The sequence below is a fragment of the Acidocella sp. MX-AZ03 genome (assembly GCF_027626035.1).
Lineage (GTDB): Bacteria > Pseudomonadota > Alphaproteobacteria > Acetobacterales > Acetobacteraceae > Acidocella > Acidocella facilis.
In genome coordinates this window covers 3,162,260-3,180,274 of sequence record NZ_CP110774.1, presented here as the reverse complement: position 1 = coordinate 3,180,274, position 18,015 = coordinate 3,162,260, and the positions used below count along the sequence as shown (strand labels likewise).

17 protein-coding genes and 3 pseudogenes are annotated in these 18,015 nt (G+C 63.5%); 15 read left to right on the top strand and 5 right to left on the bottom strand.

Annotated elements, in window-relative coordinates:
• The first annotated feature begins 65 nt into the window (after window positions 1–65).
• The 3 genes and pseudogenes from GT370_RS17580 (at window position 66) to pgmG (ending at window position 3,604) form a co-directional block, all read left to right on the top strand.
• Window positions 66–1,038, top strand: a pseudogene (locus tag GT370_RS17580) (L-threonylcarbamoyladenylate synthase).
• Between the two features lie 273 nt (window positions 1,039–1,311).
• Window positions 1,312–2,186 (top strand): annotated as a pseudogene (galU, locus tag GT370_RS17575) (UTP--glucose-1-phosphate uridylyltransferase GalU).
• A 14-nt stretch (window positions 2,187–2,200) separates the two neighbouring features.
• Complete coding sequence (gene pgmG / locus GT370_RS17570) at window positions 2,201–3,604, top strand: phosphoglucomutase/phosphomannomutase PgmG (protein ID WP_008495169.1); 1,404 nt, start codon at window positions 2,201–2,203, stop codon at window positions 3,602–3,604.
• Window positions 3,605–3,702: 98 nt separating this feature from the next.
• On the opposite strand, the gene GT370_RS17565 is transcribed toward pgmG, so the two are convergent.
• Window positions 3,703–3,855 (bottom strand): ubiquinone biosynthesis protein COQ9, encoded by a 153-nt coding sequence (locus tag GT370_RS17565; RefSeq protein ID WP_270183469.1) that lies wholly within the window; start codon window positions 3,853–3,855, stop codon window positions 3,703–3,705.
• Window positions 3,856–4,299: 444 nt separating this feature from the next.
• A complete protein-coding gene (def, locus tag GT370_RS17560; RefSeq protein WP_008495167.1) occupies window positions 4,300–4,827 on the bottom strand; it encodes a peptide deformylase in 528 nt (175 codons plus the stop codon).
• A gap of 145 nt (window positions 4,828–4,972) precedes the next feature.
• On the opposite strand from def, the gene rpsU reads away from it, so the two are divergent.
• A complete protein-coding gene (gene rpsU / locus GT370_RS17555; protein ID WP_007421557.1) occupies window positions 4,973–5,176 on the top strand; it encodes a 30S ribosomal protein S21 in 204 nt (67 codons plus the stop codon).
• 137 nt (window positions 5,177–5,313) lie between these two features.
• On the opposite strand, the gene GT370_RS17550 is transcribed toward rpsU, so the two are convergent.
• The gene (locus GT370_RS17550; RefSeq protein WP_008495164.1) at window positions 5,314–5,562 is read right to left on the bottom strand and encodes a sulfurtransferase TusA family protein; all 249 of its coding nucleotides are present in this window, start codon (window positions 5,560–5,562) and stop codon (window positions 5,314–5,316) included.
• A 55-nt stretch (window positions 5,563–5,617) separates the two neighbouring features.
• Between GT370_RS17550 and GT370_RS17545 the strand changes: the two genes are divergently transcribed.
• The 9 genes and pseudogenes from GT370_RS17545 (at window position 5,618) to queG (ending at window position 13,262) form a co-directional block, all read left to right on the top strand.
• Entirely contained in the window at window positions 5,618–6,028 is a 411-nt protein-coding gene (locus GT370_RS17545; RefSeq protein WP_008495163.1) for a Fur family transcriptional regulator, read from the top strand.
• Window positions 6,025–6,861 (top strand): GNAT family N-acetyltransferase, encoded by an 837-nt coding sequence (locus GT370_RS17540; RefSeq protein ID WP_008495162.1) that lies wholly within the window; start codon window positions 6,025–6,027, stop codon window positions 6,859–6,861. The genes GT370_RS17545 and GT370_RS17540 overlap by 4 nt, the downstream gene beginning before the upstream one ends.
• 40 nt (window positions 6,862–6,901) lie before the next feature.
• Window positions 6,902–7,408, top strand: a complete 507-nt coding sequence (locus GT370_RS17535; protein ID WP_008495161.1) for an SspB family protein — start codon at window positions 6,902–6,904, stop codon at window positions 7,406–7,408.
• 5 nt (window positions 7,409–7,413) lie between these two features.
• Window positions 7,414–9,059: pseudogene (locus tag GT370_RS17530) on the top strand (fumarate hydratase).
• Between the two features lie 6 nt (window positions 9,060–9,065).
• Window positions 9,066–9,461: a VOC family protein gene (locus GT370_RS17525; protein WP_008495158.1), complete on the top strand. Its 396-nt coding sequence runs from the start codon at window positions 9,066–9,068 to the stop codon at window positions 9,459–9,461.
• On the top strand, window positions 9,461–10,486 hold the full coding sequence (queA, locus tag GT370_RS17520) for a tRNA preQ1(34) S-adenosylmethionine ribosyltransferase-isomerase QueA (RefSeq protein ID WP_008495157.1): 1,026 nt from the start codon (window positions 9,461–9,463) through the stop codon (window positions 10,484–10,486). The genes GT370_RS17525 and queA overlap by 1 nt, the downstream gene beginning before the upstream one ends.
• 37 nt (window positions 10,487–10,523) lie before the next feature.
• Window positions 10,524–11,651 (top strand): tRNA guanosine(34) transglycosylase Tgt, encoded by a 1,128-nt coding sequence (gene tgt, locus GT370_RS17515; protein ID WP_008495155.1) that lies wholly within the window; start codon window positions 10,524–10,526, stop codon window positions 11,649–11,651.
• Window positions 11,648–12,112, top strand: a complete 465-nt coding sequence (gene queF, locus GT370_RS17510; RefSeq protein WP_008495153.1) for a preQ(1) synthase — start codon at window positions 11,648–11,650, stop codon at window positions 12,110–12,112. Before tgt ends, queF begins: the two co-directional genes overlap by 4 nt.
• Before the next feature lie 106 nt (window positions 12,113–12,218).
• On the top strand, window positions 12,219–13,262 hold the full coding sequence (gene queG, locus GT370_RS17505) for a tRNA epoxyqueuosine(34) reductase QueG (protein WP_008495151.1): 1,044 nt from the start codon (window positions 12,219–12,221) through the stop codon (window positions 13,260–13,262).
• A 305-nt stretch (window positions 13,263–13,567) separates the two neighbouring features.
• Here queG and GT370_RS17500 read toward each other — a convergent pair whose 3' ends face one another.
• The gene (locus GT370_RS17500; protein ID WP_270183468.1) at window positions 13,568–14,059 is read right to left on the bottom strand and encodes a hypothetical protein; all 492 of its coding nucleotides are present in this window, start codon (window positions 14,057–14,059) and stop codon (window positions 13,568–13,570) included.
• 59 nt (window positions 14,060–14,118) lie between these two features.
• The gene (locus tag GT370_RS17495) at window positions 14,119–15,198 is read right to left on the bottom strand and encodes an IS5 family transposase (protein ID WP_083878918.1); all 1,080 of its coding nucleotides are present in this window, start codon (window positions 15,196–15,198) and stop codon (window positions 14,119–14,121) included.
• Window positions 15,199–15,830: 632 nt separating this feature from the next.
• On the opposite strand from GT370_RS17495, the gene accD reads away from it, so the two are divergent.
• Together accD and GT370_RS17485 are read left to right on the top strand one after the other, a co-directional pair.
• Window positions 15,831–16,691 (top strand): acetyl-CoA carboxylase, carboxyltransferase subunit beta, encoded by an 861-nt coding sequence (accD, locus tag GT370_RS17490; RefSeq protein WP_008495149.1) that lies wholly within the window; start codon window positions 15,831–15,833, stop codon window positions 16,689–16,691.
• A complete protein-coding gene (locus GT370_RS17485) occupies window positions 16,688–17,980 on the top strand; it encodes a bifunctional folylpolyglutamate synthase/dihydrofolate synthase (protein ID WP_008495148.1) in 1,293 nt (430 codons plus the stop codon). Before accD ends, GT370_RS17485 begins: the two co-directional genes overlap by 4 nt.
• Window positions 17,981–18,015: the final 35 nt, after the last annotated feature.

Here is an 18,015-nt window from a genome sequence, read left to right as displayed (position 1 = left end):
TTTGGGGGACTTTTTGAAAAAAGTCCCCATACCCCAAAAACTTTCGATAATTTTCCGGCAGAGCCTTGGAACCAACGCCTCAGACAGACGATAAGCCGACCAAGATCCTGCGCAGCCCGCTCTGCGCGGCAAAGCTGCTGCAGGCCGGCAAGCTCGTCGCCTTCGGCACCGAGACCGTCTATGGCCTCGGCGCGGATGCCACCAACGCCCAGGCCGTCGCTGGTATCTACAGCGCCAAGGGCCGCCCCAGCTTCAACCCGCTGATCTGCCATTACCCAGATGCCGACGCCGCCTTCGCGCAGGTCCAGCCCACCCGGCTCGCGGAGAAAATCGCCGCCGCCTGCTGGCCCGGCCCGCTCACCATGGTGCTGAAGCGCCGGGCGGCTTGCCCGGTTGCCCTGCTGGCCGGGGCTGGCCTGCCGACCCTGGCCGTGCGGATCCCCGCCCAGCCCCTGGCCCGCGAAATGCTGAAACAAGCCGGCCTGCCCATCGCCGGCCCGTCCGCCAACCGCTCCGGCCGCATCTCCCCCACCAGTGCCGCGCATGTGCTGGCGGATCTGGGGGACGGATCGCCGGCATTCTGGATACCGGTCCGTGCCCGGTCGGGGTGGAATCCACCGTCATCGATCTCTCCGGCGATCGCCCGGTGCTGTTGCGCCCCGGCGGCGTCACCCGCGAGGCACTGGAAGCCCTGGCCGGCCCGCTCGGCGCGGCGCCAACCCCGGGTGCCGCCATGGCCTCGCCCGGCATGCTCGCCTCCCATTACGCCCCCGCTTTGCCCGTGCGCCTCAACGTCACCGCGCCGCGGGCAGAGGAAGCCTATCTCGCCTTCGGCCCCGCCCCCGCTGACCGGCTCTGCTTCCAGCTCTCCGGCAGGCGCGACCTCACCGAGGCCGCCGCCAATCTGTTCGAGGGCTGCATTGGCTGGACGCCCATGCCAAGGGTGCCGCCGGCATCGCCGTCGCCCCCATTCCGGATACCGGGCTGGGAGTGGCGATCAATGACCGCCTCGCCCGCGCCGCCGCCCCGCGCGGATAAGCGCCGCCCCCTCTTGGCAAATTCGTTACTTCGCAATATCGGATGATCGCGGTGCCTCATCGGTGCCGTGCCTCGCGCGACAATCACAGATAGGCGTTTCATTGCTTCCTCGTCTCAGGCCAACCCGCCAGACGCCGCATTTGTGGCTATTTTGTCACGATACGTCTGTTACCTTGTCCAGATTTCTGTCGCATTTAAGGCGCAAACGCTCACCCGCCGCCCCGTCCGGGGTTTCGGGTCTCACTCAAGATCGCTTCTCAGGAGGAACTTCCTTTGGTTAAACCGTTGCGCAAGGCCGTGCTCCCCGTTGCTGGCCTCGGTACGCGCTTTCTGCCGGCCACCAAGGCGATGCCGAAGGAGATGCTCCCCGTCGTCGACAAACCGCTGATTCAATATGCGGTGGACGAGGCCCGCGCCGCCGGCATCGACCAGTTCTGCATGGTCACCGGCCGCGGCAAAACCGCTTTGATCGACCATTTCGACATCGCCTTCGAGCTGGAAGCCACCCTGGCCGAACGCTCCAAGCGCGAGGCGCTGGCGCTGCTGCGCGAGGAGGCGATGCCGCCGGGCGCCATCACCACCGTGCGCCAGCAAGTGCCGCTGGGCCTCGGCCACGCCATCTGGTGCGCGCGCACCTTCATCGGCGACGATCCCTTCGCCATCCTGCTGCCAGACGATCTGGTGCTGAGCCAGACCCCTGCATCGGCCAGCTCGCAAAAGTCTATAACGAGACCGGCGGCAATGTCGTCGCCATTTCCGAAGTCCCGCGCGAGCACACCGCCCGCTACGGCATCCTGAAAACCGGCGCCATCGAGGGCGACCGCGTCGAGGTCACCGGCCTGGTCGAGAAGCCCAAGCCCGAGAACGCCCCCTCCAACCTCTCCATCATCGGCCGCTATGTGCTGCTGCCGGAGGTGATCGGCTATCTCTCCCGCATGGAGGCCGGGGCCGGCAACGAGGTGCAGCTGACCGACGCGATGGCCAAGATGATCGGCGAGAAGCCCTTCCACGGGTTGAAATTCGAAGGCAAGCGCTTCGATTGCGGCGACAAGGTCGGCTTCCTGGAAGCCCAGATCGCCTTCTCCCTCGCCCGGCCGGACCTCGGGCCCGCCGTGCGCGAATTCCTGAAAAACTACGTCAACGCCTGAGACAAGAGGAAGCGATGAGCTTTTCCCATAAATTCCCCGCCAGCAGCCTGCGCGAGTATGATATTCGCGGCATTGTCGGCGAAACCCTCGGCGAGGCGGATGCCTTCGCCATCGGCCGCGTCTTCGGCTCCATCGTCGCCGAGGCCGGCGGCAAAAAAGTCGCGGTCGGCCGCGATGGCCGCCTCTCCTCGCCCAAACTCTCCGCCGCCCTCATCGAAGGGCTGGTCGCGTCCGGCATGGAGGTGATCGATATCGGCCAGGGCCCGACCCCGATGCTGTATTTCGCCTCCTTCACCCAGCCGGCCGACGGCGCGGTGATGGTGACCGGCAGCCATAACCCGCCGAACTATAACGGCTTCAAGATGATGTTGAAGAACAAGCCGTTCTTCGGCGCGCAGATCCAGGATCTCGGCGCCCGCGCCGCTGAGGGCAAGGTCGTCGCGCAAGCCAAGGGCAGCGTCGTCGAAAAAGACATCTCCGAAGCCTATATCGCCCGCCTGCTGCAGGATTGGGACGGCAAGAAGACCCTCAAGATCGTCTGGGATAACGGCAATGGCGCCGCCGGCGACGTGCTGACCAGGCTGGTCGAAAAACTCCCCGGCAAGCATATCGTGCTCAACGGCAAGGTGGACGGCAACTTCCCCGCCCATCACCCGGACCCGACCGTGCCGAAGAACCTGGAACAGCTGATCGCCGCGGTGAAAAAGGAAGGTGCTGATGTCGGCGTCGCCTTCGACGGCGATGCGGACCGCATCGGCCTGGTCGATAATGAAGGCCATATCCTGTTCGGCGACCAGTTCCTGATCCTGATGGCCCGCGACGTGCTCAAGCAGCACCCCGGCGGCACCATCATCGCCGACGTGAAGGCGAGCCAGGTACTGTTCGACGAAGTGGCCAAAGCCGGCGGCACCCCGCTGATGTGGAAGACCGGCCATTCGCTGATCAAGTCCAAAATGGCCGAGACCAAGGCGCCGCTGGCCGGCGAAATGTCCGGCCACATCTTTTATAACGATAAATGGTACGGGTTTGACGACGCGCTCTATGCCGGCGTGCGCGTGCTGGGCGTCATCGCCCGCATGGAAGAGACGCTGGGCGCCTTCCGCGCCTCGCTGCCGCAGGTGCTCAACACCCCCGAGCTGCGCTTCGATTGCCCGGAAGACCGCAAATTCCAGGTGGTGACGGAAGTCGCCGTCCGGCTGAAGGAAAACGGCGCCAAAGTGTCCGATACGGATGGCGTACGCGTGAACACCGAGGATGGCTGGTGGCTGCTGCGCGCCTCCAACACCCAGGCGGTGCTGGTCGCCCGCGCGGAAGCCAGCTCCGAAGCCGGGCTGGTGCGGCTGAAATCCGCTCTGGCAGTGCAGCTTTCCGCGTCTGGACTGACGCCGGATTTTGATGCGCCGTCCGCAGGGCACTAAAAAGAAGTGGGGACTTTTTAAAAAAAGTCCCCACACCCCAAAAACTTCTGCGACTTTAGGCAAACGCCGCGTCTCCTTTAGGGACGCGCCGTCTCCGTTTAAGCGTGCTGCGGGAAAGGCAAACGCGGCAGGCGGGCTTTCAGCTTGCCAAAGCGCCCCACCCCTGCCAGGCGGCGATCCAGGAACGCCAGCGTGTTTTCCGAGTCCATCGAGCTGTCGCTGAGCCAGTAGAGCAGCGTCGCCGAGAGCACCGCCCCAGAATGGCCCGCTTGCTGTACCAGGACATGTCAGCGCTCTTATCCCGGCCGCGAACCAGACCGCATCCGCCATCCGGGCGATAATCTTCGCCAGGCGCGGCGCATTCATCGGCAGCACCAGCCAGGCCATCGCCCGGCGCACCGCCTCTTTCTCGCCCGCCATCAGCTCCAGCCTGGCCGCCACCGCCGCGCGCACCCGCGCTGTCGTGCCACTCTCCGCCCCCTGCCCCAGCCGGGCGCGGATCATCCGCTCATCGCCCAGCTCGAAATAGGCCGCGATCATCTCCGCGCGTCCGCCGGGAAAGGCCAGATCCGCCTCCGCCGCATCCCGCCCCAACCCGCTCAGCGCCATCCGCAAGGATTTGCCGGTCCAGCCGTCAAACCCGGCATTCTGCGCCAGCGCGTCAATCAGCGCGGCCTTCTGTTCATCGATCTGCATCACAACAGCTCCTGAGGATATCGATCCAGCTCCTCATTATAGCCGAACCGGCTGAAATCCTCCATCCGCATCGGGTAAAGCACCCCATCCAGATGGTCCGCCTCATGCTGCACCACCCGCGCGGCAAAACCGGTCAGCACCTCATCAAAGACTTTGCCATCCTCATCCAGCCCGCTCAGGCGGATCTCCCGCCAGCGCGGCACCGCCGCCCGCAGGCCTGGGATGGACAGGCATCCCTCCCAGCCCAGCTCCCGCCCCGCCGCCTCATTGGGGGTGATCACTGGGTTCACCACCGCCCGCAACGGGATCTCCGCCCCCTCACCCCGGCCGGGTGGCACCCGGAACACGAACAGCCGTAGCCCTACATGCACCTGCGGCGCCGCCAGCCCGACTCCGCCGGCATCGAACATCGTCTCCGCCATGGCGGCGATCAGCGCCTGGATTTCCGGCGCCGAAACATCCTCAACCAAGCCCGCCTTGGCGAGCAGAACCGGGTGCCCCATGCGGGCGATCTTCAGAATCGACATATTTGCATGATTGCCCCAGCAGAAATGGTTTGGCGAGCGGATGTTTTGTGCTATAGGGCCGCCCAGCAGTTCTCGGCCCGTGGCCCCAATTGGTCGCGCGCCGCGTTTGTCCGTTTAAAATTTTTTGTTTGGAGCACACAGCCCAGTGCAAGTTCTCGTTCGTGACAACAATGTCGACCAAGCGCTGAAGGCGCTCAAGAAGAAGCTGCAGCGCGAGGGCGTGTTCCGCGAGATGAAGCTCCGCCGCCATTATGAGAAGCCCTCCGAGCGCCGCGCCCGCGAAGCCGCCGAGGCCGTTCGCCGCGCCCGCAAGATGGAGCGCAAGCGGATCGAGCGCGAGGGCTTCTAAAGCCCCTCCCGCCTCCGGGCGGGTCGCTTACCAGTGTCAGATCAGCCGCACGCGGGTTCCGCGTCGCGGCTTTTTTGATCTTTGAAGCGCAGTAAATCACGATCTTGAGCCGCCAGAGTGGCTTTTGGAGTAGCCTCTCAGCCCTTCTGGATCACCAGCACATGGCTGCCATCCGCCTGTTCGAGCAGATCCAGCGGCTCATGCCCCTGGTCGGCGGCGGCGCGCGGCACGTTGCGCAGCGGGTCCTCGCCTTTCAGCTTCACCAGCAATATCTGCCCGCTCTCCATGGCGTCCAGCGCGAGCCTGGTCCGCACGAAGGTCATCGGGCAGGTTTCGGCGGTGATATCGATGGCTTTGTCGTGTTTCGGCAGGTCGGCAATCAGCATGGCGGTCTCCCTTAAGGCTGGACCGGATGACAAAGTTAGGCCACAAGGCTTACCGATGAATATAAGCATCGAGCGCCTGTGCATAGAGAACGGGCTGAAGATGACAGGTCCGCGCAGGGTGATTGCGCGGGTGTTGTCGGAGGCGACCGACCACCCGGATGTGGAAGAGCTGCATCGGCGGGCGAATCGTATCGATAACCATATTTCCCTGGCCACGGTCTACCGCACGGTGCGGCTGCTGGAGGCCAAGGGCATTCTCTCCCGCCGCGATCTGGGCAGCCGCCGCGCGCGTTATGAGGCCAGCGGCGATGGCAACCATTTCCATATGGTCGACAAGCTCAGCGGCAATGTCATCGAGTTCGAGGCCCCGGCGGTCGAAGCGGCGCTGCGCGAGATCGCCCTGAAACATGGGCTGGAGGTGGATTTGATCAAAATCGAGCTGTTCGGCAATCCGGTCGCGCCATGAACGAGACCAGCCTGCCGCATCTGCCGCGCTTTACCATCGGCAACGCCGCCCCCGGCTTCGCGGAGCTGCGCGCCGGCAATCTCGGCGTGCGCCTGGCCACCACCGAGGCCGAGCTGAGGGCCGCGCAATCGCTGCGTTACAAGATTTTTTATGAGCAGATGGGCGCCAAGGCGGATGCCGCCACCCTGGCCAGCCAGCTCGACCAGGACGAGTTCGATGCCATTGCCGACCATCTGCTGGTGGTCGATCACGATCTCGGCGAGGGGGCCGAGAGCGTGGTCGGCACCTACCGGCTGATCCGCCAGGAGGCGGCGGAAGCTTTCGGGCGCTATTACTCGGAAAGCGAATACAACATTTCTGCCCTGCGCGCCTTCCCTGGCCGCAAGCTGGAGCTGGGCCGCAGCTGCACCGCCGAGGCCTATCGCAGCCGCATGGTCATGCAGCTGCTCTGGCGCGGCATCGCCGCCTATGTCTTCCACTATGGCATCGAGCTGATGTTCGGCTGCGCCTCGCTCTCCGGCACCGACCCGGATGCCTTGGCCGCGGAGCTGACCTATCTCAGCCTGCATCACCGCGCCCCGGAGGCGATCCGCCCGCGCGCCCTGCCGGACCTCTATGTCGAGATGGCCAGGCTGCCACCCGAGGCGATCGACCCGAAAGGGGCATTGATGCGCCTGCCGCCGCTGATTAAAGGCTATCTCAGGCTCGGCGGCTTTGTCGGCGATGGCGCGGTGATCGACAGCCAGTTCAACACCACCGACATCGCCATCATCGTGCAGACCGATCTGGTGACTGAGAAATATTACCGCCATTATGAGCGGGATACGCGCTGATCCGGCCCCGGCCGCGAACCGCGCGCGAAGGGATTGACCTATGGCTGAAGACGATCTGAACACACCCGAATCCCTGCTGCCCTATGATGAATGGACGCAGGATGCGCTGCGCCATGTCGTGGTCAGCGCGCTGCGCCATGCCGCCGCGCAAGGGCTGCCGGGCGAGCATCATTTCTACATCACCTTCAAAACCGGCTATCCCGGGGCGATGGTGCCGGACCGGCTGAAGGCGCAATACCCGGATGAAATGACCATCGTGCTGCAGCACCAGTTTCACGGCCTGTCCGTGGAGCCGGATGGCAGCGCCGTCTCCGTGGGCTTGAGCTTCTCCGGCATCCCCACCACTTTGGTCATCCCCATCGCCGCCATCACCAGCTTCGCCGATCCGGAAGTGCGCTTTGGCCTGCAATTCGAGGTCGAGCTGCCTGAGCCGGCCGAGATCGCCGCACGCCCCGCTGTCCAGAGCGAGGACACACCGGCCCCGCCCAACGACCAGCCCGCCGATGTGGTGAGCCTGGACGCCTTTCGCCGCCGTCAGAAAGACTAAAAATCATGAACGCACCCCTGAAACGCAGCCCTGGTTTCGCCTTTTCGCCCATGTTCCCGCTCGGGCATGACGACACCCCCTATCGCAAGCTCGATATCGAGGGCGTCTCGACCATCGAGGTCGAGGGCAAGACGGTGCTGAAAATCAGCGAGGGGCGCTCTCCGAACTGGCCTTCCAGGCCTATCATGATGTCTCGCACCTGCTGCGCCCGGCGCATCTGGCGCAGCTCGCCAACATCCTGAAAGACCCCGAGGCCAGCGAGAATGACCGCTACGTGGCCATGGAGTTCCTGAAAAACGCCGCCATCGCCGCCAAGGGCGTGCTGCCGATGTGCCAGGATACCGGCACGGCTTTGATCTTCGGCAAGAAGGGCCAGCGCGTCTGGGTCGAGGGCAATGAGGAGGAGGCGCTCTCCTGGGGTGTGGCGCGCACCTATACCGAGACCAATCTGCGCTATTCGCAGATGGCCCCGCTCTCGATGTTCGAGGAAAAGAACACCGGCACCAATCTGCCGGTGCAGTTCGATCTGATGGCCTCCCCCGGCGGCTATCACGATGACGAATTCAGCCTGCAATTCATCGCCAAGGGCGGCGGATCGGCCAACAAGACCTATCTCTACCAGGAGACCCGCGCGGTCCTCACCCCTGAGAAGATCTACGCCTTCATCGAAGCCAAGATCAAAACGCTGGGCACCTCCGCCTGCCCGCCTTACCATCTGGCCATCGTCATCGGCGGCACCTCGGCAGAATTGTGCCTGAAGACGGTGAAGCTCGCCTCCACCAAATATTACGACCATCTGCCCACCGAAGGCGATGCCACCGGCCATGCCTTCCGCGACCTGGAAATGGAGCAGAAGGTGCTGGAGATCAGCCGCAAGATCGGCATTGGCGCGCAGTTCGGCGGCAAATATTTCTGCCACGATGTCCGCGTCATCCGCCTGCCCCGCCACGGCGCCTCCCTGCCCATCGGCATCGGCGTCTCCTGCTCGGCGGACCGGCAGATCAAGGCCAAGATCACCAAGGAGGGCGTGTTCCTCGAACAGCTGGAGACCAACCCGGCGAAATATCTGCCCGAGATCGAGGGCGAGCATCTCGGCGGCGAGGTCGTCGCCATCGATCTGAACCGCCCGATGCGCGAAATCCTGGCCGAGCTGTCCAAGCATCCGGTGAAAACCCGCGTGGCGCTCACTGGCACCATCGTGGTGGCGCGCGACATCGCCCATGCCAAGCTGCAGGAGCGGCTGGACCGTGGCGAGGGCATGCCGGACTATATGAAAAACCACCCGGTCTATTATGCCGGCCCGGCGAAAACCCCGGATGGCATGCCCACCGGCAGCTTCGGCCCCACCACGGCGGGGCGCATGGACAGCTATGTCAACGCCTTCCAGGCGGCCGGCGGCTCCATGGTGATGCTCGCCAAGGGCAACCGCTCGAAAGCCGTCACCGAGGCCTGCCACAAGCATGGCGGCTTCTATCTCGGCTCCATCGGCGGCCCGGCCGCGGTGCTGGCGCAGAACAACATCACCAAGGTCGAGGTGCTGGAATATCCAGAGCTTGGCATGGAAGCGGTATGGAAGATCGAGGTGAAGGACTTCCCGGCCTTCATCGTGGTCGACGACAAGGGCAATGATTTCTTCGCGGACCTCGCGTAAACGGCCATGAAATTCACCGTCGACCGGGTCGATCACATCGTCATGGTCTGCCGGGACCTGCAGGTCACGGCGGGCTGGTATCAGCGCGTGCTCGGCATGGAGCGCGAGGAATATGGTGGCAAGAACCGCACGGCTCTGCGCTTTGGCGGCCAAAAAATCAATCTCCACGAGGTCGGGCATGAGGTCGTTCCGCACGCCCTCACCGCCCAGCCCGGCACGCTGGATCTCTGCCTGGTCGTGGCGGTCGGGCCGGAGGATGTGATGACGCATCTGAAGGCCTGCGGTGTCGAGATCGAGCGCGGCCCGGTGACGCGCATCGGCGCGCTGGGGGATATCATGTCCGTCTATTGCCGCGATCCGGACGGCAATCTCATCGAGCTCGCCTCCTATCTCGGCGCCTGATGCAGCTTTCCGATTTCGGCTATGATCTGCCGGAGGCGCGGATCGCCACCGCCCCGGCCCGCCCCCGTGATTCCGCCCGGCTGCTGCATGTGACGCAGGGCGCGCTGCACGACCATATCGTGCGCGACCTGCCCAGCCTGCTACGCCCGGATGATCTGCTGGTGGTGAACGACACCAAGGTCATCCCCGCCCAGCTCTCCGCCCGGCGGGGCGAGGCCAAAATCGGCATCACGCTGGACCGGCGGCTGGATGACGGCACCTGGCGGGTGCTGCTGCGCAATGCCAAGCGGGTGAAGCAGGGCGACCTGCTGGAGATCGACCCGGATTTCTCCGCCCGGGTGGAAGCGATGCTGGAGGGCGGCGCCGCCCTGCTGCGCTTTACCGCGGATGATTTCTACGCCGCCCTGGCGCGCTCCGGCGCTCTGGCGCTCCCACCTTACATTCCAAGGCCGGACGGCATCACCGAGCAGGACAAGGCGGATTACCAGACCCTGTTCGCAGCGCATGAAGGGGCCGTCGCCGCGCCCACGGCGGGGCTGCATTTCACCCCGGAGCTGCTGGCTTCACTCCAGGCGCGCGGCATCGAGCTGGCGCAGGTGACGCTGCATGTGGGGGCGGGCACCTTTCTGCCGGTGCGCGTCGAGGTGATCGAAGAGCATAAAATGCACGCCGAGCGTGGCTTCATCACCGAGGCGACCGCCGCGCGCATCAACGCGGCCAAAGCCGAAGGCCGGCGCATCATCCCCATCGGCACCACCGCCCTGCGCCTGCTGGAATCCGCGGCCACCGCAGAGGGCGTGCTGAAGCCCTTCGATTCCGAGACGGATATCTTCATCTATCCCGGCTACCGCTTCAAAATCGCCGATGCGCTATTCACCAATTTCCACCTGCCGCATTCCACCCTGCTGATGCTGGTCAGCGCCTTCGCCGGGCTGGAGCGGATCAAATCCGCCTATGCCCACGCCATCGCGAATGGCTATCGGTTCTACTCCTACGGCGATGCCTGCCTGCTGGAACGCGGTTAATCTGGCCCCGCGCCAGCTTTCCGGCTAATCCCCTCCCATGACGACCCCTGATTTCTCCTTCACCCTGGCCGCCCAGCATGGCCAGGCCCGCGCCGGCACGCTGCGCACCGCCCATGGCGAGGTGCCCACCCCCACCTTCATGGCTGTCGGCACCGCCGGCACGGTGAAGGCGATGACGGCGGACGCCGTGCGCGCCACCGGCGCGAAAATCGTCCTCGGCAATACCTACCATCTCATGCTGCGCCCCACCGCCGAGCGCGTGGCCCGGCTGGGCGGCCTGCACAAGATGATGGACTGGCCCGGCCCCATCCTCACAGATTCCGGCGGCTTCCAGATCATGTCGCTCGCCAAGCTGCGCAAGCTGGAGGAGAAGGGTGTCACCTTCCGCTCGCATATTGACGGCACCGCCTATGAGCTGACGCCCGAGCGCTCGACCGAGATCCAGCATCTGCTCGATGCCACCATCACCATGCAGCTGGATGAATGCACCAAATTCCCCGCCACCCACCGGGAGGCGAAGGAGTCGATGGAGCTGTCCATCCGCTGGGCGAAGCGCTCGCGCGACGCGTTTGTAAAACGCCCCGGCTATGGCCAGTTCGGCATCATGCAAGGCAATGTCTATGAGGATCTGCGCCGCATCTCGGCCGAAGCGCTGCAGGAGAATGCGTTCGAAGGCTACGCCATTGGCGGGCTGGCGGTGGGCGAAGGCCAGGAGACGATGTTCGCCGTGCTGGATTACTGCACGGATTTCCTCCCCGCCGACAAGCCGCGCTACCTAATGGGTGTCGGCACGCCGGACGACCTTCTGGGCGCGGTGGCGCGCGGCGTGGATATGTTCGACTGCGTGATGCCCACCCGCGCCGGGCGCACCGCCCGCGCCTTCACCAGCAACGGCATCTTCAACATGCGCAACGCCCGCTTCCAGGACGATACCCGCACGCTGGATGCAAACTGCGCCTGCCTCTGCTGCACCCGCCACACCCGCGCCTACCTGCACCATCTCTTCCGTTGCGAGGAAATGCTGGGGCCGATGCTGCTGACCATCCACAACCTCACCTACTACCAAAACGTGATGCAGGGCGCGCGCGAAGCCATCCTCAACCACGACTACGATTCCTATTGCGCGGATGTGCGCGGCCAATGGCAGAGAGGACCAGATGCATGAGTGATGATCGCTACGCCGGGCTGCAGCAGCTCGGCACCAAAACCGAACAGCCGCGCAGCCCGGAAGAGGCAATCCTTGAGCGCGTGCCCGCGAAAACCGGCGGTAAGCACGCCATGGTGCGCTTTGTCTGCCCGGAATTCACCTCGCTCTGCCCAATGACCGGCCAGCCAGATTTCGGCCATATCGTCATCGACTACATCCCCGATGAATGGCTGGTGGAAAGCAAGAGCCTGAAACTCTTCCTGCAATCCTTCCGCAACCATGGCGGGTTTCATGAAGCCTGCTCCTTGATGATCGCCGACCGGCTGGTGGAGCTGCTCGCCCCGAAATGGCTGCGCCTGGGCGCCTACTGGTATCCGCGCGGCGGCATTCCCATCGACGTGTTCTGGCAAACCGGCAAACCGCCCGAGGAAGCCTGGATCCCCGACCAGGGCGTGCCCCCCTACCGTGGCCGCGGCTGAAAACGCCCCCTGGCGGCCTTCAGGCGGCGCATGTCTGCGCGCCGGTGCTCACGTACTCATGTACGCTGCGCGCCGGTGCTCGACATCCACCACCTGACGACGCACCATGGAACGTTTTCAAAACGCAACTCTAAAAACCCTCATCCGTGACAAGGCGGCGAGCCTCGGCTTCGCCGCCACCGGCTTCACCCGCGCAGCATTGCCGCCGGAACGCCTGGCCTACCTGCAAGACTTCCTGGCCGCTGGCCGCCATGGCGGCATGGGCTGGATGGAAGAGCGCACCGAACAGCGCGCCCATCCGCAAGCCCTCTGGCCCGAAGCGCTCAGCGTCATCACGCTCGGCTTCTCCTACGCGCCGCCGACCGACGCATTGGCCAACCTCACCCGCCCCGACATCGGCAACATCTCCGTCTATGCCCGCAACCGCGACTATCACGACATCATCAAGGGCAAGCTCAAACATCTCGCCCAATTCATCGCCGCGCGCGGGGCGGGGGTGAAGGTCTTCGTGGACACCGCGCCGGTGATGGAAAAACCGCTGGCCCAGCAAGCGGGTTTAGGCTGGCAGGGCAAACACACCAACCTGGTCTCGCGCGCCCATGGCTCCTGGCTGTTCCTGGGCGAAATCTACACCACGCTGGAATTGGAACCAGACGCCCCAGGGCGCGACCTCTGCGGCTCCTGCACCGCCTGCCAGGAAGCCTGCCCCACCGCCGCCTTCCCCGCCCCCTACCAGCTCGATGCCAGGCGCTGCATCTCCTACCTCACCATCGAACATGACGGGCCAATCCCCGAGGAGTTCCGCACCGCCATCGGCAACCGCATCTATGGCTGCGACGATTGCCTTGCCGTCTGCCCTTGGAACAAATTCGCCAAGGCCGGACAAGAGCTGAAACTCGCCGCCCGCGACGACCTCACCGCTCCTAAATTGGCGGCGTTGGCCACGCTGGACGATGCCGGCTTCCGCCAAAAATTCTCCGGCTCGCCCATCAAACGCATCGGCCGAAACAGGTTTTTGCGTAACGTGGCGATTGCGGTTGGCAATAGCGGAGAGTTTGGAATGCTGCCGACAGCGGAGCAACTAGCGGCGGATGATGACCCGGTGGTAGCGCAGTCTGGCGCCTGGGCGGCGGCAAGATTGCGCGGCTAGGCTCCTGCCCTTGCAGAAGCACGCCCTGCCCTCAACAAAACGCCTTTCTTCCTTTCCCGCATGTCGCGGATGTCTGCCGCGAAAAATCACATCCAGCGACAAAAAAGCGCGACACGAGAGCGCCATATGTCTCCGCAAGGCGAAAGATCGTCGCGTAATTTACAAGTTATGCGACAACCGGCGGCTTGGTTGTGGAGTAACGGGCGCTCGGGTTTCAGAGCGATGCAAGTCGAATAGCTAAAACGAGCCTGAAAAGTTGCATAACCTATGCCTGCTACGAGAAACGCAACTATCATCACCTTTCTTTACGCATAATAGATGACCAGGGCCGTTACAGTGAGGAATAGAATATAGCCGCCAAACAGTCCGGCAAAGAGAGGCCCAATGCCTTTAGTCTTTACGATTTCATTAGAAAACGTCGGCGGTGCGCCAGCAACAGCTGATGTTTTTTGAGTCAGGTATTCAGCTATATCCGTCAGAGACGCCGCAAATACCTTGCCCGAAATCGAAGTTAGCAGTTTTCCCTCTTTGGAAAACAGCCTTACTGCATCCACGGCTCTCTCGCGTGGTGACAAATATTCCCCCTGTAAACAAGAGTATTCATGTCCCCATGATAGACCCACCCCAACTGTTCTGTAGGGAATACCATTTTCCTCTCGCCTGATCTTCTCCAAATGATTTGTTTGTCGCGGATTTCGAGTAGGGGCGGACGAAAGAAAACTAGCAGTTTGCTGAAAAACCCCGAAACTTGGTTTTATTTTTTCTGATTTAGCTTTGGGGCCTGGATTTTGGTTCAAGTGATTGAAGTTTCTTGCCGGTTTCTGGACTTTTTTCGTCCAGCGGACAGACTCGTCCCTTATATTGCCACCATTTTTGGAATGCGTACCAGATTATAGGCGATCAGGTTGAGCATGAAGGTGCCGGCGACCCGCGCAACGCCGCGCAGCTTGGTCTTGCGCATCGTGCCGTGCTGCTTGCCCCAGCCGAATATGCACTCGATCATCGCCCGGCGGGTCTGCGACATCGCATAACCGGGATGGCGCGTGGTGCGTCCGTCAATCGCGCTGCGGCGGTGCCTGCCGGTTTTGGTCTCACCGTTGTTTTGTGTGACATGCGGTGTCACGCCGGCGTCGCGCAGATTGGCGACATGATCGGCGGTATCGTAAGCCTTGTCTTCGCCTACGGTGATCCGCCCGGCGGCCGACTTGGCTTTGGCTTTCAACATCGCTTCCGAGGCTTCACGCTCAGCCGTGCCTGTGGCCTGGGTCACTCGGCCACCCACCGCCAAGCCGTGCCGGTTGTCCATCAGCGCGTGCCCCATATACGAAAGCTTTGCCTCCCGCCCAGCGGCCTTGCGGTACAGCCGGCTTTCCGGGTCGGTGGTGCTGGCATGGGTATCGTTCTTACGCTTCTGACCGTGGAAATCCGAACCATCATCGTCGCTGCCATCCTTCGGCCGGAAGCTCTTCTGCGACGCCCACGCCTCGATCAGCGTGCCGTCCACCGAGAAATGCTCATCCGATAGTAGCGGCGTCACCCGCGGGTGGTTCAGCAGCCGGCTCATGAATTTCTGGAATATATCGCCGTTCTGCAGGCGCTCGCGGTTCTTGCTAAACGTGGTCGGGTTCCAGACCGGATCATCCGGGGATAAGCCCACAAACCAGCGGTACAGGAGATTATAATCCAGTTGCTCCATCAACTGCCGTTCCGAGCGAATCCCGTACAGCACCTGGATCAGCAGCGCGCTCAGCAATTGTTCAGGCGGCACCGAGGGCCGGCCTTCCCTGGAATACAGCCAGGCAAAGCTGCGGCTCATCTCATGCAGAACATCCCGCACCAAAGCACGGATCGCTCGCAACGGATGGGTCGCCGGAACCCGTGTTTCTGGTGAAACATACGAAAACATCCCGCCCTGATCTCGAAAAGAACCCCGCACCCCACGCCTCACAAAACCTGCCAGCCAAAGTGAATCACATCATAATCCCGGCCGCCAGGAGTTTTTCAGCAAACTGCTAGAAGCATCATAGCCACGGATATGATGCCCCAGTGTATAGGCAAGAGCATCTCCATTATTAAAGTCACAACAGGAATTCGCTGAGCGGCAAGGGACAGGAAGAAAGCGATGCTCCAGTAAGCCCAACCGGCTAGACAGCCGGTTATCATTACCAGTGTCAAAATCACTTCTCGATTTCTTTCAAGGTAAGCAGTCCCGTCGGGTTTTTCTACGATTCCTTGCATATCGGCAAGGTATAGCGACGATTCTCATGAGACAAGCCAGAACTGAGACCTTCTAACAGCTGACATGGGTATGATGGATTGTGCGGTAGCCACCTATCCAACTTGACCACTGACCGAATTGGAAATGCCAAAAAAATCCACTCCCGACGTAGCCCCTGGACCAGCCTAAGCCTGACGTGGGTCGAAATCGGTTGTCGCATAACTTAGGATTTATGCGACGCCCATCCCCACCCCCCGTTCCACGTGGAACATTTAGCGAACACGCCTCCCCCATCCCGCCCCTCCCCCAAAAACTTCCCTTCCCCCCCAAACCGGCTAAATCCCTGCCCCATGAGCTGGCTCACCGAATTCGTCCGCCCCAAAATCCGCACCCTGCTTGGCCGCAAGGAGGCGCCGGATAATCTCTGGCACCAATGCCCCTCCTGCCAGCAGATGATCTTCCATACCGAGCTGGAGGCCACCAAGAAGGTCTGCCCGCATTGCGGCTTCCATATGCGCGCCAACGCGGCGGAGCGTCTGGCCTGGACCTTCGATGACGGCGTCTTCACCAAGATCGAGCTGCCGAAAGCCCTGCCGGACCCGCTGAAATTCCGCGACCAGAAGCGCTATACCGACCGTCTGAAGGATGCCCGCGACAAGACCAAGCAGGATGACGCCATCCTGGTCGCGCACGGCACCCTCGGCGGCAAAAACGCCGTCGTCGCGGCGATGTCCTTCGAATTCATGGGCGGCTCCATGGGCGCTGCTGTCGGCGAGGGGCTGGTTGCCGCCGCCCGCCTGGCGGTGCTGCAGAACGCCCCGCTCATCGTCTATACCGCCTCCGGCGGGGCGCGCATGCAGGAGGGCGCCATCAGCCTGATGCAGCTGCCGCGCTCCATCATCGCCAGCCAGATGGTGAAGGAAGCCGGGCTGCCCTATATCGTGGTGCTGACCGACCCGACCACCGGCGGCGTCACCGCCGCCTTCGCCATGGTGGGGGATATCCACATCGCCGAGCCGGGCACGCTGATCGGCTTCGCAGGTGCCCGCGTGATCGAGCAGACCGTGCGCGAGAAACTGCCCGAGGGCTTCCAGCGCGCCGAATATCTGCACCAGCACGGCATTATCGACATGGTGGTGAAACGCGAGGAGCTGACCGCGACGCTGGCCCGCATCATTTCCCTCGCCACGGCCAATAAAAAGGCCGCGTGAGCAACGAGCTGCAGAGCCCGGCCGGGGCCACCGGCGCCCGGCTGCAGGTGAGCGCGGCGCTGGAGCGGCTGCATAAGCTCTATCCGCGCATGATCGACCTCAAGATCGACCGGCTGCAAAGGCTGCTGGCCGCTCTCGGTGATCCGCAGACCAAACTCCCGCCGGTGCTTCACGTCGCCGGCACCAACGGCAAGGGCTCGGTCTGCGCCATCGCCCGCGCCGTGGCGGAGGCGGCAGGGCTGAAGGTGCATGTCTTTACCTCCCCGCATCTGGTGCGCTTCAATGAGCGCATCCGCCTGGCCGGGTGCCTCGCCACAGATGAACAATTAGCGCAATCGCTGGATGCGATCGAGGCCGCCAACCAAGCCAACCAGATCACCGTGTTCGAGGCGATCACCGCTGCCGCCTTCTGGCTGTTCGCTCGCGTGCCCGCGGATATCTGCATCGTCGAGGTGGGCCTGGGCGGGCGGATGGACGCCACCAACCTCGTCGCCCCCGCCGCCTGCGCCATCACCGCGATCTCGCTCGACCACCAGGATTTTCTGGGCAACACGCTGGAGCTGATCGCGGGTGAGAAGGCCGGCATCATCAAGCCGGGCGTGCCCGTGGTCACCGGCTACCAGCCGGCCGAGGTGATGGCCCGCATCGAAGCCGAGGCCGCGCAGAAAGGTGCCAAGCAGCTGCGCCGCGGGCTGGACTGGTCGGCCGAGCCCAGCGCCACGGGCATGGTTTATGATGGGCTGGCGCTGCCCAAACCCGCCCTCGCCGGCCTGCATCAGATCGAAAATGCCGGCATCGCCCTCACCGCCTTGCGCGCCGCCGGGTTCAGGATGTCGCCAGAGGCGATGGCGCGGGGCCTGCGCGCCGCCAGCTGGCCGGCCCGCATGCAGCGCCTCACCGGCCGCCTGGCGCAGGCCCTGCCCGCCGGGTCCGAACTCTGGCTGGACGGGGCGCATAATCCGGGCGGCGCCGAGATCATCGCCCGGCAATTGCAGGATTGGGACGGCCCAACCACGCTGGTGCTCGGCATGAAGCAATCCAAGGATGTGGCGGAATTCATCCGCATCGTCGCCCCGCACGCGGCGCGGATTTTCGCCGTGGCCGAGGCCGAACAGCATCTCGCCTTGCCGGTGGAGAAAATCATCGAAGCCTCGGGCGGCCAGGCGCTGCCCGGGCCGGACATCGCCAGCGCCTTCCGCCAGATCACCACCCCCACGCGGGTGCTGATCTGCGGCAGCCTCTACCTCGCCGGCGAGGTGTTGAAGCAGGATGAGACGGTTCTGGCCTGACACGGAAATGTCGCATGCCGGCCACCGCCTGCTTT

Coding starts and splice junctions, on each gene's coding strand:
- pgmG (WP_008495169.1), top strand. CDS start 2,201: ATGAGCTTTTCCCATAAATTCCCCGCCAGCAGCCTGCGCGAGTATGAT.
- queF (WP_008495153.1), top strand. CDS start 11,648: ATGAGTGATGATCGCTACGCCGGGCTGCAGCAGCTCGGCACCAAAACC.
- tgt (WP_008495155.1), top strand. CDS start 10,524: ATGACGACCCCTGATTTCTCCTTCACCCTGGCCGCCCAGCATGGCCAG.
- GT370_RS17550 (WP_008495164.1), bottom strand. CDS start 5,562: ATGCTGATTGCCGACCTGCCGAAACACGACAAAGCCATCGATATCACC.
- accD (WP_008495149.1), top strand. CDS start 15,831: ATGAGCTGGCTCACCGAATTCGTCCGCCCCAAAATCCGCACCCTGCTT.
- GT370_RS17540 (WP_008495162.1), top strand. CDS start 6,025: ATGAACGAGACCAGCCTGCCGCATCTGCCGCGCTTTACCATCGGCAAC.
- GT370_RS17545 (WP_008495163.1), top strand. CDS start 5,618: ATGAATATAAGCATCGAGCGCCTGTGCATAGAGAACGGGCTGAAGATG.
- GT370_RS17525 (WP_008495158.1), top strand. CDS start 9,066: ATGAAATTCACCGTCGACCGGGTCGATCACATCGTCATGGTCTGCCGG.
- GT370_RS17535 (WP_008495161.1), top strand. CDS start 6,902: ATGGCTGAAGACGATCTGAACACACCCGAATCCCTGCTGCCCTATGAT.
- queA (WP_008495157.1), top strand. CDS start 9,461: ATGCAGCTTTCCGATTTCGGCTATGATCTGCCGGAGGCGCGGATCGCC.
- def (WP_008495167.1), bottom strand. CDS start 4,827: ATGTCGATTCTGAAGATCGCCCGCATGGGGCACCCGGTTCTGCTCGCC.
- queG (WP_008495151.1), top strand. CDS start 12,219: ATGGAACGTTTTCAAAACGCAACTCTAAAAACCCTCATCCGTGACAAG.